An 18,741-nucleotide genomic window follows, 5' to 3' on the forward strand; every position below is an offset into this window, starting at 1 on the left:
CCCCGTCACCCCAGGCGCGACGGCGCGGCCACCTGTGGCCGATCAATCGGTCCCCCGCCGCGGTCTCTACGACGACCCGTCGTAGACTGGTCAAGCCCGCGACACTAAGGTGGTTGGCCATGACCGCGTCCAGCGACGACGAGGCCGTCACCGAGCTGGCCCTCCAAGCCGCACGCGGGGATGCCCGGGCCCTGGAGGCGTTCATCAGGGCCACCCAGCAGGACGTGTGGCGGTTCGTGACGTATCTGTGCGACGCCGGCAACGCCGACGATCTCACCCAGGAGACCTTCCTCCGCGCCATCAGCGCGATCGAGCGATTCTCCGGACGCTCGAGCGCGCGGACCTGGCTCTTGGCGATCGCGCGCCGCGTCGTCGCCGATCACATTCGTTACGCGCAGTCGCGGCCGCGCACCGCGGTGGGTGCCGATCCGGCCCATCTCGTTCGCGGTGACCGCCACGCCCGCGGCTTCGAAGACCTGGTCGAGGTGACCCAGATGATCGCCAACCTCACCACCGAACAGCGCGAAGCCCTGCTGCTCACCCAGCTGCTCGGACTCCCCTACGCCGACGCGGCAGCCGTGTGCGGCTGCCCGGTGGGCACCATTCGCTCCCGCGTGGCCCGCGCGCGCGACGCCCTGCTTGCCGACGTCGACCGGGAAGACCTGACCGGCTAAACCAGTCCCGCCACCCATTCGGCGGCCTCGCCCACCGTGCCGACCGTCCGCACGCCCCCGGGCAGCGGCGGCCGGGCCACCATCACCACCGGAACGTCCAGCGCCGCAGCCGCATCCAGTTTTGCCCGCGTCATGTCGCCGCCGCTGTTCTTGGTCACCAGGGCATCGATCCCGTGGCCACGCAGCAACGCCAGTTCGTCGTCGTAGCGGTAGGGGCCCCGGGACAACACGAGCTCATACCGGCGCGGCAGGACGGAACCGTCGGGTTCGGTGACCGCGCGGATGAGGAACCAGGCATCACTGTCGGCGAAGGCATTGACACCCGAACGGCCGGTGGTCAGGAAGACTCGCGAATAACCCTGTTGCTCAACCGTTTCGGCGGCCTGGGCGTCCGACTCGACGACCAGGGAGTCGCCGGGGTCCCAGGCGGGTCGGGCAAGGACCAGGTGCGGGATCCCCTGCTCTCCGCAGGCTTGCGCCGCGTGGGCGGTCATGGTCGCGGCGAACGGATGGGTGGCGTCCACGACGGCGTCGATGCGTTCGTCGCGCAGCCAGCGGCGGAGCCCGTCGACGCCGCCAAATCCGCCGACGCGCACCGAGCCGACCGGCAGCGCGGGGTCCGGGACGCGGCCCGCCAGCGAGCTGACGACGTCGACGCGCGGGTGCAGCGTCGTCGCCAGCGCGCGCGCCTCGGCGGTGCCGCCGAGCAGGAGCACCCGCATCAGTGCCGGCTCCCCCGGGTCCGCCCCGTGGAGTACAGGTAGCTGTCGGTGAACCCCTCGGCGGCGAGCGCGTCGCCGACGACGATGACGGCGGTCTTGGTGATGCCCGCGCCGCGCATCTGTTCGGCGATGTCGCCGAGCGTGCCGCGTAGCACGGCCTGTTGTGGCCAGCTGGCGAAAGCGACTGCGGCGGCGGGTGTTTCGTGGCGGTATCCGCCGTCGAGAAGCTGCGGGACGATCGCGTCGATCTGCGCGGCGGCCAGGTGCAGGACGAGGGTGGCTCCCGAACGGGCCAGGGTGACGAGGTCTTCCCCGGGCGGCATGGCCGTCGACAGGGTGGCCACCCGCGTCAGCGTCACCGTCTGCGCGACGCCGGGAACGGTGAGCTCCCGTTTCAGCGCGGCCGCCGCCGCGGCGAACGACGGGACGCCGGGCACGATCTCGTAGTCGATGCCCAGCGCGTCCAGGCGCCGGCACTGCTCGGCCAGCGCACTGTACAGCGAGGGGTCGCCCGAGTGCAGCCGGGCCACGTCGTGCCCGGCCGCGTCGGCGTCGGCGAGTTCGTCGATGATCTGTTCGAGCGTAAGCGGGCCGGTGTCAACGAGTTTCGCGCCCGGCGGGCACCAAGCCAGCAGATCATCGGGCATAATGGAGCCCGCATACAGGCAGGTCTCGCACCGCTGCAGCAGCCGTTGGCCGCGGACGGTGATGAGGTCGGCGGCGCCGGGTCCCGCACCGATGAAATACACCGTCATCGGGTCACCGCCCACTGGGTGACCGGGTACTGCGGGCGCCAGCCGGTGAATCCGCCGAGCGGCTCGCCCTGGTAGTGCTGGAAGCGTCGCAACTCGCCGCCGTAGCGCGAATAGGATTGCACGAGTAGCGCTTCGGATTCGGCGGTGACGACGTTGGCCACCAGCCGCCCGCCGGGCGGAAGGTGGTCCAGGCACGCGTCGAGCAGACCCGGCTGGGTCAGTCCGCCGCCAATGAAGATCGCCGACGGCGCGTCGGCCCCATCGAACGCGTCGGGAGCCGCGCCGCGCACGTCGAGGCGGACGCCGAATGCCGCGGCGTTGTGGGTGATGTTGACGCGCCGCCGCTCGTCGTGCTCGAACGCCACCGCGCTGCATCCGGGCCAGCTCAGGCACCATTCGACGCCGATGCTTCCCGAGCCGGCCCCGACGTCCCACAACCGCTCCCCCGGCCGCGGCGCCAGCGCGGCCAGGGTCGTTGCGCGGATCGCGTGCTTGGTGATCTGCCCGTCGTGGGCGAAGGCGGCGTCGGGCGGCGGTGAGACTCGTTCGTCGGGCAGGTAGCGGACGGCGGTGACGTTGAGGTCGTCGACGTCCGTCGGCGGATTGTCGGCCCACTGGCGGGCCACGCCGTCGCGGCGCTGTTCGGCCGGGCCGCCGAGCCGTTCGAGCATGGTCAACTCTGATTGCCCGCGGCCGTGGGCGGTGAGCAGCGCCGCCAGCGTGTGCGGCGTGGAGCGGTCGCGCGACAGGACGATTGCCTGCCCGCCCCGGCGCACCGCGGTGTGTGGTTCGGCGGTGACCAGGCTGATGACCTCGGTGTCGTGGACGTTCCAGCCCATCCGCGCGCACGCCAGCGTCACCGAGTTGACGTGCGGCAGCACCCTGACTTTGTCCGCGCCGTGCAGCCGGATCAGCGTGCCGCCGATCCCGTGCAGCAACGGATCACCGCTGGCGACGACGTGGATGTCGCCGTTGTTGGCGTCGAGCAGCGACTCCAGCGCGGGCAACATTGGTGACGGCCACTCGCGACGGGGTGCGGGCACGGTCTCGTCGAGCAGGTCGAGCTGCCGCTTGGATCCGTAGATCACAGTGGCGCTTCGTAATTCGGCGCGCGACGACTCGACAAGCCCCGCCATGCCGTCGGCGCCGATCCCGACGACGACGATCATCGCGGCATCCTGCGCCAAACGAACTGCGGCAGCAGCCGCATCGCGAAAAACGTCGGGCGCAGCGCCCACGGGATCCACACCGTCCGCCTTCCCTTGGCCAGCGCCCGCGCGGTGGCGGCGGCCACCTGGTCGGGGGTGCTGGACAGCGGCGCGGGCGTCATGCCCTGGGTCATGCGGCCGATGACGAATCCGGGGCGGGCGATCAGCAGCCGCACGCCGGTGCCGTGCAGGGCGTCGGCCAGGCCGCTGGCGAAACCGTCCAGGCCGGCCTTGGCCGAGCCGTAGACGTAGTTCGCGCGGCGCACCCGAACGCCGGCCACCGACGAGAACACCACCAGCGACCCGGTGCGGGCCGATCGCATGGCGGCGGCCAGGTGGGTGAGCATGCTGACCTGGGCGACATAGTCGGTGTGGACGATGGCGACCGCGTGCGCGGCGTCGGCCTCGGCGCGGGCCTGGTCGCCGAGGATCCCGAAGGCCAGCACCGCGACGCCGATGGGGCCGTGCTCGGCGACGATCGCGTCGACCAGCGGGCCGTGCGAGGCCAGGTCGTCGGCGTCGAACTCCGCGGTGTGCACTTCGGCGGCACCGGCAGCCGTCAGCGTCGCGACTTCGTCGTCGAGCTGATCGACCTTGCGGGCGGCCAACACCACCGTTGCGCCCGGAGCGAGGCGCCGCGCGAGCTCGATGCCGATCTCGCTGCGGCCGCCCAGAACCAGAACCGGACCAGCAACCGTGTCGTCCACGGCTGCGATTATCGCCTGCGCTAGCGTGGGCGGTGATGGCGAATACCACTACGCGGCTCACCGACGACGCGCTGGCCTTTCTTTCCGAACGCCACCTGGCCATGCTGACGACGCTGCGCGCCGACGGATCACCGCACGTGGTGGCGGTGGGATTCACCTTCGATCCCAAGACTCACATCGCGCGCGTGATCACCACCGGCGGCTCGCAGAAGGCGGTGAACGCCGATCGCGGTGGCGTGGCGGTGCTCAGCCAGGTCGACGGCGCGCGCTGGCTGTCGCTGGAGGGTCGGTCACAAGTGAACGGCGACGCCGATGCCGTGCGCGACGCCGAGCTGCGCTACGCGCAGCGCTACCGGACGCCGCGCGCCAACCCGAAGCGGGTGGTCATCGAGGTGCAGATCGAGCGGGTGCTCGGCTCGTCGGGTTTGCTGGACCGGGGCGAGCAGTAGGGGCGTGCCCTCAGCGCTCATTCCTGCGAGGGTCGAACTCGGTACCCGAGATGTCATCCCAGAATTTCGGTGACACTTCTTTGACTCGATCCTCGGGCGCCACCGCGTTGATCTTTTGCTCGAATTCGTCGAATACCCTGCGCGCCTCCGCTAGCTCCTCTTGCGTCGGCGGCGTCACCCCAGCCTCCTCCGGCGTCGAAAAGGTCTTTCCCGCAATTCTTTTACTCATGTCAATTGCAGCCTAATCCCACATCAACGGGGTGATTTTTGAACGGTGCGGCCCAGCGTTGATGGTGACACCGAACCAAGTCTACCCTTGACTTGGTTTCTCATATTCGGTACCCGATGTGTCATTCCAGAATTTCGGCGAAGTTTTGGTGGGCCGGTTGGGTCGGCCCTCGTCTCGGGCGGCATCCACCTTTTTCTGAAACTCAGCGAACATCTTTCGTGCGCGCTCGATCTTCTCCTTCGTCGGCGGAGGGACCCCCGCCTCCTCCGGAGTCAAGAAGATCTTTCCAGCGATCTCTTCCATCCGTATCTCCTGTCCCGAGTGACCGTTTGACTACTCTTCGGTTAACACGCGTTATGTATTTCCGCACACCGTTATGCGGAGCGAAGATCATGGAGCGATGGAAGCCTACCCTTGACTTGGTTTCTCATACTCGGTACCCGATATGTCATCCCAGAATTTCGGCGATATCGTCTTGGGCCGGTCCTCGTCTCGCACGGCATCCACCTTTTCCTGAAACTCAGCGAACATCTTTCGTGCGCGCTCGATTTTCTCCTTCGTCGGCGGAGGGACCCCTGCTTCCTCCGGCGACAAGAAGATCTTTCCAGCGATCTCTTCCATCCTTATCTCCTGTCCCGAGTGACCGTTTGACTACTCTTCGATCATTTCAATGATTGTACGATTTGTCATCGGATCAATCGTCTTGCTCAAAACAAAAAATCTCGTGTGCGACGGAAACAGCACTTCTCGCTCCTCAGGTACGATCGAGAAAGCGGCAACATCGCGGCCGGTGCAAGAAATGATCCTAAATTCGACGTTGCCGATAAACGCATCCGACTGCAGTACGTCTGGATCAGTTGTCGTGCTCAAAAACCCCTTTTCTATGATGTACTCACCGGGCTGATAATGGGCAAGGATCTCGGGCGGTAAATCGGTGCCGCGAACTACGGGGCCTTCATACGGAGGAAACTTGCCAAGCGCGTCGTTGAGCGCCTCAACCCGAGACCTCTGAGACGCGTCCAAAACGTCTCTCCTCAACGCGTCGTTTAAATCTTCATAGCCAGTACCAGTGTAGTCGGCAAGCGCGGCGACATCATTCGGTGTTGGATCTGCAGAAGAACCTGGATGGACACCCGTCTCAGAGGACTCGCCGGGGGCAGCGCTGGCGCCGTGGCCACCATCGCCTGGGTCACCGTCGCCCGGCTCGTGCGGTTCCCCCTGATGAGGCGCAAGTTCGTGGGGGCCTCCGCCCGGAGACCGGCCATTCCCGAGCCCGTTTGCGCCGGCCTCCGACGTCGGCAAATCGGGCTCCGGCGTCCTGATTTGTGCAGTCGACGGAGCTGGCGCCGGCTGCGATGAGTGCGCCTCAACTGGTGAGGGTTCTGCGGGAGCATCCCTGGGCGATACGGACACTCTGTCGGGGAGTTGCTCGCTCGGAACAGTTGCAGAGATGGGCGCATGCGCGCCGTGCTCGGCCGCAGCATCGACCGGATCCTCGACGGGCGTAGGCCCATGCAGGCCGCGCTGCGCGTGGTTGGACCCTTTCGGTTCCGCGGACGGCGAGTCACCCAACGCGCTGGGCTCATCAGGCCGTCCAATTTTCGGCGCGCCGTGTGGCGGTCCGGATTCCGGCGACCGCGCTGTCGGCCCCATCGGTGATTCGGGTGCCTTGCCGGGCGGGAAATGCGCAGGACGTCCACCCGGGGGCTCAATCTTCGGCAGCTTCCCAGCGAGTCCGTCAAGGCCTTGAGTCAGTCCGGTGGCCGACTTGGCGATCTCGCCCAACGGGCCACGTGCGGCCGCGAGACCTTGCAACCCGTCAGCGGCACTCCCGCCCGCACGCTCGGCCGCGTCGGCCGCGGCGTCGGCGCCGCGCGCCGCAGCGGAGGTTCCGTCCGTCACCGCACCGGCTTCCCCGATCCCGGGGATGAACAGCGACGCCACATCGAAGAGGTTCTCGCCGAGGCCCAACCCGGGCCGGGCCGTACTCCAATCGTCAAGGTGGAGAAGCGCTCTCCAGTTCTGACGATTTGCTTCAATGCCCTCCTTCGGGTGCAGGGCAATGTCGGCCAGGCCGCCCCGGAACATGCCCTTCCAGGTGGTGGCAGCGCCCTCGGGATCGAGCAGGAATCGGCGCGGGTCCGTCGCGGCCATGCCTTGCACCATGCCGAGCGCACCCTTGAGCGAGCCCTCGTTCGCGTTGACCACGGCGTCGAAGACCGTCGCCACCGGATTGCCGACCTCGTCGCCCAAAAAGTGGGTCAACTGACGGCGTGTGTACTTTTCGAGCTTGACCACCAAGCCGTCGCCGAGCTGTGTCAAGACTTTGATTCCCTGCTCGAAGGCTTGCGCTTGGCGCCCCAGGTTGTGTTGGACGCCGCCGATATCCGCGGCAATCCTTTCGACCTCATCGAGCGCATCACCCTCGACGATCAGCACCACGTCGTGCACCAGATCGGTCAGCGACTCCAACTGGTCCAGCAGGTCCCGTATTGCGTTCTGTGCATTCCCGACCTCGCGGGCGAAGTCCTCGAGACTGGCGGCCAGTTTCTTGCAGGCCTCCCCGATGTTGGTCATCAGCACGCTGATCTGCGAAAGGGCGTCGTCGATCAGGCCGCCTTCGGGAAGGTGCTGTGAATCGAACAGTGATTTCGAGGCAGCGAGCGCAGCTTGCATGCCGCTAATTGCCGTGCCGAAGTTGCGCCAACGTGCCGCCGCCGAGCGGAGCGCCGCCACGTCGCCATCGGGCCACACGTCGTCGAGGAACGACTGCACCACCGCCCACAGCGACGGTGGTGGTTTGCCGGGACCTAGTGTCCCCGGCGGCCCCGGCGCGGTCACCTTCGCCGGTTCATCGGGCGGTTGCAGCTCACCGCTCCCGCCGCCTAGCGTCGACGCCGCTTCGGCGTTCGAATAGTTCACTGCCCCTTGCTGAATGGTCACGCCGCAGGAGCGACACGCGTTGATCGCGGCGGCCGCAGCCTTCAACAACGACCCGGCCGCTTCTTGGTAGCCGAGCCCAAATACCACCCCGGCCACATCCAGCCCGGTGTGGGCGGACATCCCGGCGGCCAAGATGGTCAGGTTCGCGGCCAGGCCCCCACCAGCGGCAACGACGGCGCTTCCGGCGGCGAACAGGGCCTCGGGATCAACAACCAGGGGAACCACGCGCGAAAGTCTCGCCCAGAGCGGTTCGCGTCGCTATTCACCTACTGATCGCGCTGTGGACATAGCCACGAGCGATAAGGTTCTAAGCCCCTGGCACCACGATCAACTCGTGCGGCCGGTGGTTGACGGCCTCGGCGCCGTCCTCGGTCACGATGACGATGTCCTCGATGCGGGCGCCCCAATGACCGGGAAAGTAGATGCCCGGCTCGATGGAGAAGGCCATGCCCGCCGTAAGGGGCAGGTCGTTGCCGGCGACGATGTAGGGCTCCTCGTGCACCGACAGGCCGATGCCGTGTCCGGTGCGGTGCACGAAAGCCTCCGCGAGGCCCGCCCGAGCCAGCACGTCGCGGGCGGTGGCGTCGACCTCCTCGGCCGTCACGCCCGGCCGGACAGCCTCGAAGGCGGCGCGCTGCGCTTGTTGCAGTACCGAATATTGCTGCGCCACATCAGGATCGGGCTGGCCGATGCTGTAGGTCCGCGTCGAGTCGGAATGGTACCCGGCCCCGTACGCACCACCGATGTCGACGACGACGATGTCACCGGATTGCAGCTCACGGTCCGAATACCCGTGGTGTGGGTCGGCGCTGTGCGGACCGGAGCCGACGATGATGAACGCCACCTCCGAATGCCCTTCGGCGACAATGGCGTCGGCGATGTCGGCGGCGACGTCGGCCTCGGTGCGACCCGGGATCAGGAATTCGGACACCCGGGCGTGCACGCGATCGATGGCCGCGCCGGCCTTGCGCAGCGCATCGATCTCGCACTCCTCCTTCACCATCCGCAGCGCGCGCAGGATGTCGGTGGCCAGGACCGGCAGTAGGCCGAGCACTTCGGCCAGCGGCAACAGGTGCAGCGCGGGCATGGAATCGGTGACTGCCGTGGCGGCCGGGGCTCCCCCCAAAGCGGCGCTCACCAGCCGGTAGGGGTCGTCGCCGTCGACCCAGTCGCGCACCGCGACGCCGAGTTCCGCGATCGCCGATTCCTTGAGCGAGGCCAGTTCCAGGCGCGGCACGACAACCGTCGGGTCGCCGGACGCGGGCAATACCAGCGCGGTGAGCCGTTCGTGCGTCTGCGCACGCGAGCCGACGAGGTAGCGCAGGTCGTAGCCCGGGGTGATCACCAATCCCGTCAGGCCCGCGTCGGCAGTCGCCGAGGCCGCCGACGCCAACCGGCGGGCATACACGGAAGCGTCGAATCGGTGCGAATCCATAGGTTTCAGGCTAACCGCGCCCGTCGAACGTCGGGTTGTTGCGCCATACACCCCAATTGGCCAGCAACAAGTCGACGCTCGGCGCGTGAGACTATAGCCGCCATGCAATCGCCCCTGGTGCTGCTCGACGGCGCGAGCATGTGGTTCCGCTCGTACTTCGGGGTGCCGTCATCGATCACCGCACCCGACGGCAGACCCGTCAACGCCGTACGCGGATTCATCGACTCGATGGCCGTGGTGATCGGTCAGCAACGGCCCAGCCGCCTCGCGGTCTGCCTGGACCTCGATTGGCGCCCGCAATTCCGCGTGGACCTCGTCCCGTCGTACAAGGCCCATCGCGTGGCGGAGGCGGAGCCCCAGGGCGAACCCGACGTCGAGGAAGTCCCCGACGACCTCACGCCCCAAATCGACATGATCACCGACCTGCTGGACGCCTTCGGAATCCCGACGGCCGGCGCGGCCGGGTTCGAGGCCGACGACGTGCTGGGCACGCTGGCGGCGCGGGAACGCCGGAACCCGGTGGTCGTGGTCAGCGGGGACCGTGACCTGCTTCAGGTGGTGTCCGACGATCCCGTCCCGGTTCGGGTCCTCTACCTGGGTCGCGGGCTGGCGAAGGCGACGTTGTTCGGGCCCGCCGAGGTCGCCGAACACTATGGCGTGCCCCGAGAACGGGCCGGGCAGGCCTACGCCGAACTGGCGCTGTTGCGCGGCGATCCGTCCGACGGCCTGCCCGGTGTCCCCGGCATCGGTGAGAAGACGGCGGCCACGCTGCTGGGTCAGCACGGCTCGCTGGAACAGATTCGCGCCGCGGCGCGCGACCCCAAGTCGAACCTGGCAAAGGGGCTGCGGGCCAAGCTGCTGGCCGCCGACGACTACCTCGACGCCGCACACCAGGTAGTGCGAGTGGCGACCGACGCGCCGGTGGAACTGTCCACCCCTACCGACGCGCTGCCGCTGGTCGCCGCCGACCCCAAGCGCACGGCGGAGCTGGCAACTCAACTGGGCGTCGGGTCCTCGATCGCCCGGCTGCAGAAGGCACTGGACGCTCTGCCCTCGTAACGACCTACTGCGGGCGGCCGACCTCGTAGGTGCCCTTGTTGTCCTGGAACGTCACCGTCACGCGCTTGGCCGCGCCGTCGATGCTGACGTCGCAGTCGAAGGTGCCGCCCTTCTTGACGACGGGATCCTGGCCGTGGTTGCACTTGACGTCCTTGACGTTTTTGGCGCCGTAGCCGTTGGTCTCGTCGGTGAGGATCTGCTGCACCCCGGCCTGCGCCTTGTTGACGTCCAGCTTCGTGGTGACGAACCAACCGGGCCACAGGAAGCCGAGCACTCCCACCGCCGCGATGATGACCACGGCGACCGCGGCGGCGACGCCGCCGATCAGCGCGCCGGAGCGCTTCTTGCCCGGTTGCTCATATGGCGGGTACTGCTGCGGATACTGACCGTACTGCCCCGGCTGACCCGGCTGACCGTACTGTCCCGGCTGACCATATTGGCCCGGCTGGGCGTACTGTCCCGGCTGACCATATTGGCCCGGCTGGGCGTATTGGCCCGGCTGGGCGTACTGGCCGCCCTGGCCATAGCCGGGCTGCTGCGGGTACGGCTGCTGATAGCCCTGCTGCTCGGTGGGCTGCTGGTACTGCGGATAGTCGGCGGGCGGCGTATACGCGGGCGCCTGCCAGGTCGCTTCCTGAGTCGGCGGCTGCTGCTGCCAGGGCGAGCCCACCTGAGTCGGTTCCGAGGACTGGTCACCCGCATGACCGGGCGGTTGCCACTGCTGGTCGGATCCCTGCGGTCCGCTCATCGTTTCTCCTCAGCCCCTTGCTGTCTTGGCTTTCGCTACGGCTCTAACCGTAGCTGCGGCTCAGCCTACCCGGCGTCAACTGCGACGACGCCGCGCCGAACATCGTTGATGGCCTGCCTGGCGGTGGAGCGCAGCTCGGTGTCGGGCGCGGCGTTGCGGACCTGGTCCAGCAGGTCGAGCACCTGGCGGCACCACCGGACGAAATCGCCGGCCAGCAGCGGCGAGCCGGTGCCACCGAGGTCGGCGGCGGCCAGCGCCGCCGCCAGGTCGCCCGTCCGGGCCCAGCGGTACATCACGGTGACGAAGCCGTCGTCGGGTTCCCGGCTCGGCGCGATCCGGTGCGCTTGCTCGTCGGCGCGCAGCTCGGTGGACAGCCGCGCCGTCTGCTGCAGCGCCTGACGCAGCCGCTGCGTGGGCACCTCGGCGGCAACACCCCCGCCGGGCCCGTCGCCGCCCCGGGTCTCGTACAGGACCGCCGAGACCACCGCCGCGAGCTCGGCCGGCTTCAAGTCCGCCCAGGCGCCGGTGCGCAGGCATTCGGCGACCAGCAGGTCGCTTTCGCTGTAGATGCGGGCCAGCAAGCGTCCGTCGTCGGTGACGTGCGGGTCGTCGGCGGGACCCTGGATGAACCCGCGCTCGGTGAGCAGCCCGACGATGCGGTCGAAGGTGCGGGCCAGCGAGTTCGTCGCGGCGGCCACCTTCCTCTCCAGCTGGGCGTTGTCGCGTTCGATGCGCAGGTACCGCTCGCCCTGACGGACCAGCTCCTCGACGCCCGGCGTGTTGTGCGAGGGGTGCCGGCGCAGCTCGGCCCGCAGCGAAGCCAGCTCGGGGTCGTGGAAGCCCTCGTCCGCGTCGCCGTGGCCGCGGCGGCGGCTGACCGGGGCGTCCAGCCCGGCGGCGGCCGACAACAACGCCGAGGCCAGGTCGCGTCGCACCCGCGGCTGACGGTGTTCCACCCGCTTGGGCAGCGCCATGGAACCGACCGGCGCCGAGGCGCCCGAATAGTCCGCCGACGAGATGCGCCCGGCCCAGCGGTGCTCGGTCAGCACCAGCGGGCGGGGGTCGGCGCTGTCGCGGGCCGACTCCAGCACCACCGCCAGTCCACCCCGCCGTCCGTGGGTGATGTTGATGATGTCGCCGCGGCGCAGCGAGGCCAGCGCGTCGGTGGCGGCCTGCCGTCGGTGCAGCCGCGACGCGCGGGACTGCGCGCGCTCCATCTCCGAGATCCGCGCCCGCAGCCGCGCGTACTCCAGGATCGGCGCGTCAGGCCCGCCCAGCTCGGCCGCGATCTCGTCGAGCATCTTCTTGCCTCGGTCGATGCCGCGCACGAGCCCGACGACCGACCGGTCGGCCTGGTACTGCGCGAACGACTGCTCGAGGAGCAGGTGCGCCTGCTCGGGCCCCATCCGGTGCACCAGGTTGATGGTCATGTTGTACGACGGGGCGAACGAACTGCGCAGCGGGAAGGTGCGGGTGGACGCCAGGCCGGCCACGGCCGACGGGTCGGTGGTGTCCTCGGCGGGATTCCACAGCACGACCGCGTGGCCCTCGACGTCGATGCCGCGCCGGCCCGCGCGCCCGGTCAGCTGCGTGTATTCCCCCGGCGTCAGCGGCACGTGCTGCTCGCCGTTGAACTTCACCAGCCGCTCGAGCACCACGGTGCGCGCGGGCATGTTGATCCCGAGCGCCAGCGTCTCGGTCGCGAACACCGCCTTGACCAGTCCGGCGGTGAACAGCTCCTCGACGGTGTGCCGGAACGCCGGGAGCATCCCGGCGTGATGAGCCGCCAGGCCTCGCAGCAGCCCCTCCCGCCACTCGTAGTACCCCAGCACCGCCAGGTCGGCGTCGGCCAGGTCGCCGCAGCGGTGCTCGATGATCTCGGCGATCTGCGCGCGCTCGTCCTGGCTCGTCAGCCGCAGCGGCGACCGCAGACACTGGGCGACCGCCGCGTCGCAGCCGGCCCGGGAGAACACGAACGTGATCGCCGGCAGCAACCCGTGGGAGTCCAGGGTCGCGATGACGTCCGGCCGCGCGGGCGGCCGGTAGAACCGCGGCCGCCCGGAACCGCCTCCCCTGGCCGCGGACCGTCCCCGGCGCGGCTGCCAGTCCGACAGCCGGTCCGCCTCGCGCCGGTGTGCGATCGTCCGCAGCAGCTCCGGGTCGACGCGCGGCTTGCCGGCGCCGTCGGGCTGCGCGTGGGCCGACGCATTCCGGTAGTCGAACAAGTCGTAGAGCCGCTTGCCCACCATGACGTGCTGCCACAGTGGCACCGGCCGATGCTCGTCGACCACCACGGTGGTGTCGCCGCGCACGGTCTGGATCCAGCCACCGAACTCCTCGGCGTTGCTGACCGTCGCCGACAGGCTGACCAACCGCACCTCCTCGGGCAGGTGCAGGATCACCTCTTCCCACACCGGGCCGCGCATCCGGTCGGCGAGGAAGTGCACCTCGTCCATCACCACATACGAAAGGCCTTGCAGTGCAGGCGAATCCGCGTAGAGCATGTTCCGCAGCACCTCGGTGGTCATCACCACCACCGACGCGTCACCGTTCACCGACACGTCGCCGGTCAACAGGCCGATCCGGTCGCGCCCGTAACGGGCGGTCAAGTCGGTGTGCTTCTGGTTGCTGAGCGCCTTGAGCGGCGTGGTGTAGAAGCACTTGCCGCCGGCCGCCAGCGCGAGGTGCACCGCGAACTCGCCCACCACCGTCTTGCCGGCCCCCGTCGGCGCGCACACCAGCACTCCGTGGCCCCGCTCGAGCGCCGCGCACGCCCGCTTCTGGAAGTCGTCGAGCGCAAAGGGCAGTTCCGCGGTGAACCGGGGCAGCTCGATCAGCTCGGTCACGCCGGCGCCCCGGCGCGCGAGGGTCCGTAAATGCACACCGAATGCGGCGTGTCGCCGTACAGACACGGGCGCTCGCGGAGAGGCGCCGGCGGTCTACGTGACGTCGTCATGCTGACCGGCGCTGACTGAGGGCTCGGGGATCGGCGCGGGTGGCTCGATCACCGAGGCCTGGTCGTCGGGGATCTCGGCCAAGGCTTCGCGCTTGGCCTTTCGCCTGTCGTGCAGGCGGGAGATCTGGATGGCCAACTCCAGCAGCACCGACAGCGCCACCCCGAGCGCGGTCATCGAGAACGGGTCGGAGCCCGGCGTGAAGACGGCGGCGAACACGAACATCCCGAAGATCAGGCCGCGCCGCCACGACTTGAGCCGCTCGTAGGTCACGACGCCGGCCATGTTGAGCATCGCGATGAGCAACGGGAACTCGAAGCTGACGCCGAAAACCACCAGCAGGTTGATCAGGAAACCGAAATACCTATCACCCGAAAGCGCGGTCACCTGCACGTCGCTGCCGACGGTCAACAGGAAGCCCAGCGCCTTGGACAGCACGAAGTACGCCAACACGGCGCCCGCCACGAACAGCATCGCCGCGGGGATCACGAACGCGATCGCGAAGCGCCGCTCCTTCTGATAAAGCCCGGGCGTGATGAACGCCCACAGCTGGTAGAACCACACCGGGCAGGCGAGCACGACTCCGGCCGTCATTCCCACCTTCAACCGCAGCATGAACTGGTCGAAGGGAGCCGTCGCCAGCAGCCGGCACTGCCCGTCGGCGCTGATGCTCGCGCGCGCCGACTGCGGCAGCGAACAGTACGGATGGCGCAACCACTCGCCGAGGCTCTCCAGACCGAAGATCGAGTGCGAATACCAGAAGAACCCGAAGATCGTGGTGAGCAGGATCGCCGCGAGCGCGATCAGCAATCGGGTGCGCAGCTCAGTGAGGTGGTCGACCAGCGACATCGTCGCGTCGGGATTGGTGCGGCTGCGACGCTGGCGGGGATTGAGCCGCTTCAGCAGGCCCGCGGCGCGCGCTGAGACTCTGGGTGTGTTCACGAGGCTTGATCAGTGGCGCTCGGGCGTCGCGCCGACGATTGCCGCGCTAAGCCGGGCGCGCTTCGCTGTGACCCTGCTCGCTCGTGGCCGGCGGGTCGACTCGCTGCGACTGCACGGGCTGCGGGGTCTCGGAGGGTGTTTGCAGGGAAGGCGGCTCGGTCTTGTTCTCGCTCTGCATCTCGCGGAGCTCGGACTTGAAGATGCGCATCGATTTGCCCAAGGAGCGCGCGGCATCGGGGAGCTTCTTGGCGCCGAACAGCAAGATCACTACGACAGCGAGTATCGCCCAGTGCCACGGACTAAGACTGCCCACTTTGATTACCTCCAGACGTCCACCCGATGCTACCGCAGCCGGGCGGCGTGCCGGTGTGCCCGCGCCGCGGCGGGACCGGCTCACCAGCGCGTCAGACCTGGCCGGCGACCTCGTAAGCCGCCAGCGCCGCCGCCGCCGCATGCCGTATACGCTGCGCGAGCGACTGGGGTTCGATCACCTGGACCGCCGAGCCGAATCCCAAGACCAGCCGCGTCATCCAATGTTCGGATGCGTAGGTCATGACAGCCTCGCACGACCCGTCCGGAAACTCGCGGACGTCACGCATCGGGTAGTACTCCAACATCCACGACGCCGAGGGCGCCACCCGCAGCCGCGCCGACGGCAGGGACGGATCACCGTCGAACAGCGACGTGTCCGGGGGCGCCTGCAACGCCGGCTCGGGCGGTGCGGCCGGCTCGCCCAACTCGCCGGCGTCCACGATCCGGTCGAAGCGGAACAGCCGGACGCCCTCCGATTCGCGCGACCAGGCCTCGAGGTAGCTCTGCCCGCCGATCAGCAGTACCCGAATGGGGTCAACGATCCGGCTCGTCAGGGTGTCTCGGGACGCCGAGTAGTAGTCGATGGTCAGCGCGCGCTTGTGCTGCACTGCCGCCCGCACCGCGGCGGCGACTCGGTTCTCGACGGGCGCGGGCTCGTCGGCGGCGGCCACCGGAGCCACGGTGTCGCGCCCGACGGTGCCGGCGGCGGCCTCGATCTTGGCGATCGCGCTGCGCGCCGCTTCCGGATCGACCACGCCGGGGATGTCGGCGAGCGCGCGCAGCGCCACCAGCAGGCCGGTGGCCTCCGGCGAGGTGAGCTTGAGCGGCCGGTCGATGCCGGCCGAGAATGTCACCTGAATGGTGTCACCGGAGAACTCGAAATCGATGAGGTCGCCCGGGAAATAGCCGGGCAGGCCGCACATCCACAGCTGGTTGAGGTCATCCTCCAGCTGCTTGATCGACACACCGAGATCGGCGGCCGCCTCCGCGCGGGTGATCCGGGGGTTGGCCTGGAAGTACGGGACCATGTTGAGCAGCCGGATCAGCCGGGTCGACACCGGAGTCACCCGGACTCCCCCAGGCCCGCGTGGCCGCGCAGCCGATCGATTACGTCGCCGCGCAGGGAATCCGGTTCGAGCACGACGGCGTCCGCCCCGTATCCGGCGATGTCGCGCGCCAGCTGGTCGGCCGCCCGGATGTCGAGTTCGATCACCTCGCCGTCGCGGTCGCCGAGTCGGCGCGCCTCGGCGGCTCGTGCCGCCCGGCGCAGGGCGGTGGCACGCCCGTCGGCGACCCAGACCCGGGCCCGGCCGCCGGCGGGCGCCGCCGACACGTCGGTGACCTTCTCGGCGACGATCTCCCGTAGGTTCACGTCGTCGGGAACCGCGACGGCGCCCACCGGGCCGACCGGCGCGACGTCGGCGCCGATCCGCGAGAGGCGGAACACGCGGATGTCGTCTCGATCGCGATCGTGGCCCACGAGATACCAGCGGCCCCGGTGGGTCACCACGCCCCACGGCTCGACGGTGCGGGTGCTGTACGGCTCCGCCCGTGACGATCGGTGCGGGAACTGTACCGCCTGCCCGGAGTCGATCGCGGACAACAGGATTCCGAGGACGTCTTCGGAGCCGCGCAGGCCGGGCACGCCGGACGGGGAGGCGATCGCCACGGGGGCGCCGCCGTCGAAGGGATCGACATCGACCCCGGCGGCGCGCAGCTTGAGCAAGGCGCCCTGAGTCGCGGTGATCAGCTCCGGCGATTCCCACAGCTGGGTTGCGACCGCCACCGCGGCCGCCTCGTCGGGGGTCAGCTCGACCGGCGGCAGCGAGTACGCGTCGCGGTTGATGCGGTAGCCCTCGGCGGGGTTCGTGGCCGATACCCTGCCGACCTCGAGGGGGATGCCGAGGTCGCGTAATTCGTTCTTGTCGCGCTCGAACATCCGCGAGAACGCCTCGGCGCTCGGACTGTCCGAATACCCGGCCACGGTGGACCTGATCTTCTCGGCGGTGACATAGCCGCGGGTGGACAGCAGGGCGATGACGAGGTTAACCAGCCGCTCTACTTTCGAGGTCGCCATTGGCTAAAGATTATCGCTGGCGCTCGTCCCGTGCCTGCACCGACGGGCGAGTCGCAATTTTCACGTTTGCCCCACAGTCCCGGGTTGGCGGGGAGCAGTGTGTCTCATACGTGATGGCGCCCGCGATACCGAGTCGCCGCTTTGGGACCGCGGCTACATGCTGGCGATCAGCCGCTTGACCCGTTCGTCGACCGCCCGGAACGGGTCCTTACACAGCACCGTGCGCTGCGCCTGGTCGTTGAGCTTGAGGTGCACCCAGTCGACGGTGAAGTCGCGGCCCGCCGCCTGGGCGGCGCTGATGAACTCGCCGCGCAACCGCGCACGGGTGGTCTGCGGCGGGGTGTCGACCGCCTCCGCGATGTCCTCGTCGGTGGTCACGCGCGTGGCCAGACCCTTGCGCTGCAGCAGGTCGAAGACGCCGCGCCCCCGCTTGATGTCGTGGTAGGCCAGGTCGAGCTGGGCGATCTTCGGGTCGGACAGCTCCATGTTGTAACGGTCCTGGTAGCGCTGGAACAGCTTGCGCTTGATGACCCAGTCGATCTCGGTGTCCACCTTGGCGAAGTCCTGGCTCTCGACCGCGTCGAGCTGGCGGCCCCACAGGTCGACGACCTGCTCGATCTGGGCGTTGGGCTCACGGGTCTGCAGGTGCTCGACGGCGCGGGTGTAGTACTCGCGTTGGATGTCCAGGGCGCTGGCCTGACGGCCGCCCGCCAGCCGCACCGGCCGGCGGCCCGTGGTGTCGTGGCTGACCTCCCGGATCGCGCGGATCGGGTTGTCCAGCGAGAAGTCGCGGAACGGGACGCCGGCTTCGATCATCTCCAGCACGAGCGCCGCGGTGCCCACCTTGAGCATCGTCGTGGTCTCGCACATGTTGGAGTCGCCGACGATGACGTGCAGACGCCGGTACTTCTCGGCGTCGGCGTGCGGCTCGTCGCGGGTGTTGATGATCGGCCTGCTGCGGGTGGTCGCCGAGGACACCCCCTCCCAGATGTGCTCGGCGCGCTGCGACAAGCAGAACGTCGCCGCCTTGGGGGTCTGCAGCACCTTGCCGGCCCCGCAGATCAGCTGGCGGGTGACCAGGAACGGCAGCAGCACGTCGGAGATCCGGGAGAACTCCCCGGCCCGCACGATCAGGTAGTTCTCGTGACAGCCGTACGAGTTGCCGGCCGAGTCGGTGTTGTTCTTGAACAGGTAGATGTCACCACCGATGCCCTCGTCGGCGAGCCGCTGCTCGGCGTCGATGAGCAGGTCCTCGAGGACCCACTCCCCGGCGCGATCGTGGGTGACCAACTGCACCAGGCTGTCGCATTCGGCGGTGGCGTATTCGGGATGGCTCCCCACATCGAGGTAGAGGCGGGCGCCGTTACGGAGGAAAACGTTGGAACTGCGCCCCCACGACACCACCCGGCGAAACAGGTAGCGGGCGACCTCGTCCGGACTGAGCCGGCGATGGCCGTGAAAGGTGCAGGTGACACCGAACTCTGTCTCGATGCCCATGATTCGTCGCTGCACCTAATCGAGGGTACT

The 18,741-nt window shown here is 68.7% G+C and carries 19 protein-coding genes; 3 read left to right on the forward strand and 16 right to left on the reverse strand.

What is annotated here, in order from left to right; translation table 11 throughout:
- Positions 1 to 119 precede the first annotated feature (119 nt).
- Positions 120 to 674 carry an RNA polymerase sigma factor SigC gene (gene sigC, locus G6N56_RS28845; protein ID WP_232069306.1) on the forward strand — a complete coding sequence of 185 codons (555 nt, stop codon included), beginning with the start codon at positions 120 to 122 and terminating at the stop codon, positions 672 to 674.
- Here the strand turns inward: sigC and G6N56_RS05015 are convergent.
- From G6N56_RS05015 to G6N56_RS05030, 4 genes are read right to left on the reverse strand one after another with little or no spacing between them, the layout of a single operon-like run.
- Complete coding sequence (locus G6N56_RS05015; protein ID WP_085254022.1) at positions 671 to 1,396, reverse strand: cobalt-precorrin-6A reductase; 726 nt, start codon at positions 1,394 to 1,396, stop codon at positions 671 to 673. The genes sigC and G6N56_RS05015 overlap by 4 nt on opposite strands.
- Positions 1,396 to 2,151, reverse strand: a complete 756-nt coding sequence (cobM, locus tag G6N56_RS05020) for a precorrin-4 C(11)-methyltransferase (protein ID WP_085254099.1) — start codon at positions 2,149 to 2,151, stop codon at positions 1,396 to 1,398. The genes G6N56_RS05015 and cobM overlap by 1 nt, the downstream gene beginning before the upstream one ends.
- On the reverse strand, positions 2,148 to 3,320 hold the full coding sequence (cbiE, locus tag G6N56_RS05025; RefSeq protein ID WP_085254023.1) for a precorrin-6y C5,15-methyltransferase (decarboxylating) subunit CbiE: 1,173 nt from the start codon (positions 3,318 to 3,320) through the stop codon (positions 2,148 to 2,150). Before cbiE ends, cobM begins: the two co-directional genes overlap by 4 nt.
- Positions 3,317 to 4,066, reverse strand: a complete 750-nt coding sequence (locus G6N56_RS05030) for a decaprenylphospho-beta-D-erythro-pentofuranosid-2-ulose 2-reductase (RefSeq protein ID WP_085254024.1) — start codon at positions 4,064 to 4,066, stop codon at positions 3,317 to 3,319. Before G6N56_RS05030 ends, cbiE begins: the two co-directional genes overlap by 4 nt.
- 35 nt (positions 4,067 to 4,101) lie before the next feature.
- Between G6N56_RS05030 and G6N56_RS05035 the strand changes: the two genes are divergently transcribed.
- Positions 4,102 to 4,515 carry a F420-dependent biliverdin reductase gene (locus G6N56_RS05035; protein ID WP_085254025.1) on the forward strand — a complete coding sequence of 138 codons (414 nt, stop codon included), beginning with the start codon at positions 4,102 to 4,104 and terminating at the stop codon, positions 4,513 to 4,515.
- A 10-nt stretch (positions 4,516 to 4,525) separates the two neighbouring features.
- Here the strand turns inward: G6N56_RS05035 and G6N56_RS05040 are convergent, their stop codons facing one another.
- The 5 genes from G6N56_RS05040 to G6N56_RS05060 form a co-directional block, all read right to left on the reverse strand.
- On the reverse strand, positions 4,526 to 4,693 hold the full coding sequence (locus tag G6N56_RS05040) for a hypothetical protein (protein ID WP_232069214.1): 168 nt from the start codon (positions 4,691 to 4,693) through the stop codon (positions 4,526 to 4,528).
- Positions 4,694 to 4,825: 132 nt separating this feature from the next.
- Complete coding sequence (locus tag G6N56_RS05045) at positions 4,826 to 5,047, reverse strand: hypothetical protein (RefSeq protein ID WP_085254027.1); 222 nt, start codon at positions 5,045 to 5,047, stop codon at positions 4,826 to 4,828.
- Between the two features lie 105 nt (positions 5,048 to 5,152).
- Complete coding sequence (locus tag G6N56_RS05050; RefSeq protein WP_085254028.1) at positions 5,153 to 5,365, reverse strand: hypothetical protein; 213 nt, start codon at positions 5,363 to 5,365, stop codon at positions 5,153 to 5,155.
- A 30-nt stretch (positions 5,366 to 5,395) separates the two neighbouring features.
- Positions 5,396 to 7,912, reverse strand: a complete 2,517-nt coding sequence (locus G6N56_RS05055; protein WP_085254029.1) for a WXG100-like domain-containing protein — start codon at positions 7,910 to 7,912, stop codon at positions 5,396 to 5,398.
- A gap of 82 nt (positions 7,913 to 7,994) precedes the next feature.
- Complete coding sequence (locus tag G6N56_RS05060; protein ID WP_085254030.1) at positions 7,995 to 9,122, reverse strand: M24 family metallopeptidase; 1,128 nt, start codon at positions 9,120 to 9,122, stop codon at positions 7,995 to 7,997.
- A 102-nt stretch (positions 9,123 to 9,224) separates the two neighbouring features.
- On the opposite strand from G6N56_RS05060, the gene G6N56_RS05065 reads away from it, so the two are divergent.
- Positions 9,225 to 10,181: a 5'-3' exonuclease gene (locus tag G6N56_RS05065; RefSeq protein WP_085254031.1), complete on the forward strand. Its 957-nt coding sequence runs from the start codon at positions 9,225 to 9,227 to the stop codon at positions 10,179 to 10,181.
- 4 nt (positions 10,182 to 10,185) lie between these two features.
- Here G6N56_RS05065 and G6N56_RS05070 read toward each other — a convergent pair whose 3' ends face one another.
- The 7 genes from G6N56_RS05070 to pafA all read right to left on the reverse strand — a co-directional run bounded on the left by G6N56_RS05070 (position 10,186) and on the right by pafA (position 18,726).
- Complete coding sequence (locus G6N56_RS05070) at positions 10,186 to 10,929, reverse strand: DUF4333 domain-containing protein (protein ID WP_085254032.1); 744 nt, start codon at positions 10,927 to 10,929, stop codon at positions 10,186 to 10,188.
- A 65-nt stretch (positions 10,930 to 10,994) separates the two neighbouring features.
- Positions 10,995 to 13,775, reverse strand: coding sequence for a DEAD/DEAH box helicase (locus G6N56_RS05075; RefSeq protein ID WP_085254100.1), 2,781 nt, complete (start codon positions 13,773 to 13,775; stop codon positions 10,995 to 10,997).
- Between the two features lie 93 nt (positions 13,776 to 13,868).
- Positions 13,869 to 14,732, reverse strand: coding sequence for a twin-arginine translocase subunit TatC (gene tatC, locus G6N56_RS05080; protein ID WP_085254101.1), 864 nt, complete (start codon positions 14,730 to 14,732; stop codon positions 13,869 to 13,871).
- A gap of 139 nt (positions 14,733 to 14,871) precedes the next feature.
- The gene (gene tatA / locus G6N56_RS05085) at positions 14,872 to 15,138 is read right to left on the reverse strand and encodes a Sec-independent protein translocase subunit TatA (protein WP_085254033.1); all 267 of its coding nucleotides are present in this window, start codon (positions 15,136 to 15,138) and stop codon (positions 14,872 to 14,874) included.
- A 91-nt stretch (positions 15,139 to 15,229) separates the two neighbouring features.
- Positions 15,230 to 16,204 (reverse strand): helix-turn-helix transcriptional regulator, encoded by a 975-nt coding sequence (locus G6N56_RS05090; RefSeq protein WP_085254034.1) that lies wholly within the window; start codon positions 16,202 to 16,204, stop codon positions 15,230 to 15,232.
- A complete protein-coding gene (locus tag G6N56_RS05095) occupies positions 16,201 to 17,214 on the reverse strand; it encodes a helix-turn-helix transcriptional regulator (RefSeq protein WP_085254035.1) in 1,014 nt (337 codons plus the stop codon). The genes G6N56_RS05090 and G6N56_RS05095 overlap by 4 nt, the downstream gene beginning before the upstream one ends.
- 153 nt (positions 17,215 to 17,367) lie before the next feature.
- Complete coding sequence (gene pafA / locus G6N56_RS05100; protein ID WP_142280424.1) at positions 17,368 to 18,726, reverse strand: Pup--protein ligase; 1,359 nt, start codon at positions 18,724 to 18,726, stop codon at positions 17,368 to 17,370.
- Positions 18,727 to 18,741 lie beyond the last annotated feature (15 nt).

The sequence above is a fragment of the Mycobacterium saskatchewanense genome, assembly GCF_010729105.1.
GTDB classification, from domain to species: Bacteria; Actinomycetota; Actinomycetes; order Mycobacteriales; family Mycobacteriaceae; genus Mycobacterium; species Mycobacterium saskatchewanense.

Excerpts from the sequence above, each read along its gene's own strand:
- tatC (WP_085254101.1), bottom strand. The coding sequence starts at position 14,732 with ATGTCGCTGGTCGACCACCTCACTGAGCTGCGCACCCGATTGCTGATC.
- G6N56_RS05035 (WP_085254025.1), top strand. The coding sequence starts at position 4,102 with ATGGCGAATACCACTACGCGGCTCACCGACGACGCGCTGGCCTTTCTT.
- cbiE (WP_085254023.1), bottom strand. The coding sequence starts at position 3,320 with ATGATCGTCGTCGTCGGGATCGGCGCCGACGGCATGGCGGGGCTTGTC.
- cobM (WP_085254099.1), bottom strand. The coding sequence starts at position 2,151 with ATGACGGTGTATTTCATCGGTGCGGGACCCGGCGCCGCCGACCTCATC.
- sigC (WP_232069306.1), top strand. The coding sequence starts at position 120 with ATGACCGCGTCCAGCGACGACGAGGCCGTCACCGAGCTGGCCCTCCAA.
- G6N56_RS05045 (WP_085254027.1), bottom strand. The coding sequence starts at position 5,047 with ATGGAAGAGATCGCTGGAAAGATCTTCTTGACTCCGGAGGAGGCGGGG.
- G6N56_RS05050 (WP_085254028.1), bottom strand. The coding sequence starts at position 5,365 with ATGGAAGAGATCGCTGGAAAGATCTTCTTGTCGCCGGAGGAAGCAGGG.
- G6N56_RS05065 (WP_085254031.1), top strand. The coding sequence starts at position 9,225 with ATGCAATCGCCCCTGGTGCTGCTCGACGGCGCGAGCATGTGGTTCCGC.
- G6N56_RS05015 (WP_085254022.1), bottom strand. The coding sequence starts at position 1,396 with ATGCGGGTGCTCCTGCTCGGCGGCACCGCCGAGGCGCGCGCGCTGGCG.
- G6N56_RS05060 (WP_085254030.1), bottom strand. The coding sequence starts at position 9,122 with ATGGATTCGCACCGATTCGACGCTTCCGTGTATGCCCGCCGGTTGGCG.
- G6N56_RS05070 (WP_085254032.1), bottom strand. The coding sequence starts at position 10,929 with ATGAGCGGACCGCAGGGATCCGACCAGCAGTGGCAACCGCCCGGTCAT.
- G6N56_RS05095 (WP_085254035.1), bottom strand. The coding sequence starts at position 17,214 with ATGGCGACCTCGAAAGTAGAGCGGCTGGTTAACCTCGTCATCGCCCTG.